The following is a 656-nucleotide window of genomic DNA, read 5'->3' as shown; positions in this document are numbered from 1 at the left end:
GGCAAGCGACGGGCGGCCGCCCCCGGCCGATAGTCGGTTGACCTGGTGCGGGAGGATCTACAGGCGTGAGCGAGCACATCCTTGACGAGCTGACCTGGCGCGGCCTGATCGCGCAATCCACCGACACCGACGCACTGCGGCGAGACCTCGACCAAGGACCCCTCACGCTCTATTGCGGATTCGACCCGACCGCGCCCAGCCTGCACGCCGGCAACCTCGTCCCGCTGCTGATGCTCTCGCGCTTCCAGCGCGCCGGACACCGGCCGATCGTGCTGGCAGGCGTCGCCACCGGGATGATCGGCGACCCACGCGACACCGGTGAGCGCAGCCTCAACACGCTGGACACCGTCTCCGCGTGGGCCGACCGGATCCGCGGTCAGCTGGAGCGGTTCGTCGACTTCGACGACTCGCCGACCGGCGCGGTCATCGAAAACAACCTGAACTGGACCGGCAAGCAGACCGTGGTCGAGTTCCTGCGCGACGTCGGCAAGCACTTCCCGGTGAACACCATGCTGAACCGGGAGACGGTGAAGCGCCGCCTCGAAGCCGACGGCATGTCCTACACCGAGTTCAGCTACCTGCTGTTGCAGTCGCAGGACTACCTGCACCTCTACCGCGAGTACGGCTGCAAGCTGCAGATCGGCGGCTCGGACCAG

The 656-nt window shown here is 67.4% G+C and carries 1 protein-coding gene; it reads left to right on the top strand.

The annotated features are described in order from the left end of the window. Positions 1-65: 65 nt before the first annotated feature. A partial coding sequence (gene tyrS / locus CFP71_RS42840) for a tyrosine--tRNA ligase (protein ID WP_093939486.1) occupies positions 66-656 on the top strand: 591 nt, incomplete at its 3' end.

The organism is Amycolatopsis thailandensis (genome assembly GCF_002234405.1).
Classification (GTDB): domain Bacteria; phylum Actinomycetota; class Actinomycetes; order Mycobacteriales; family Pseudonocardiaceae; genus Amycolatopsis; species Amycolatopsis thailandensis.
This window is presented reverse-complemented; position numbering and strand designations above follow the sequence as displayed.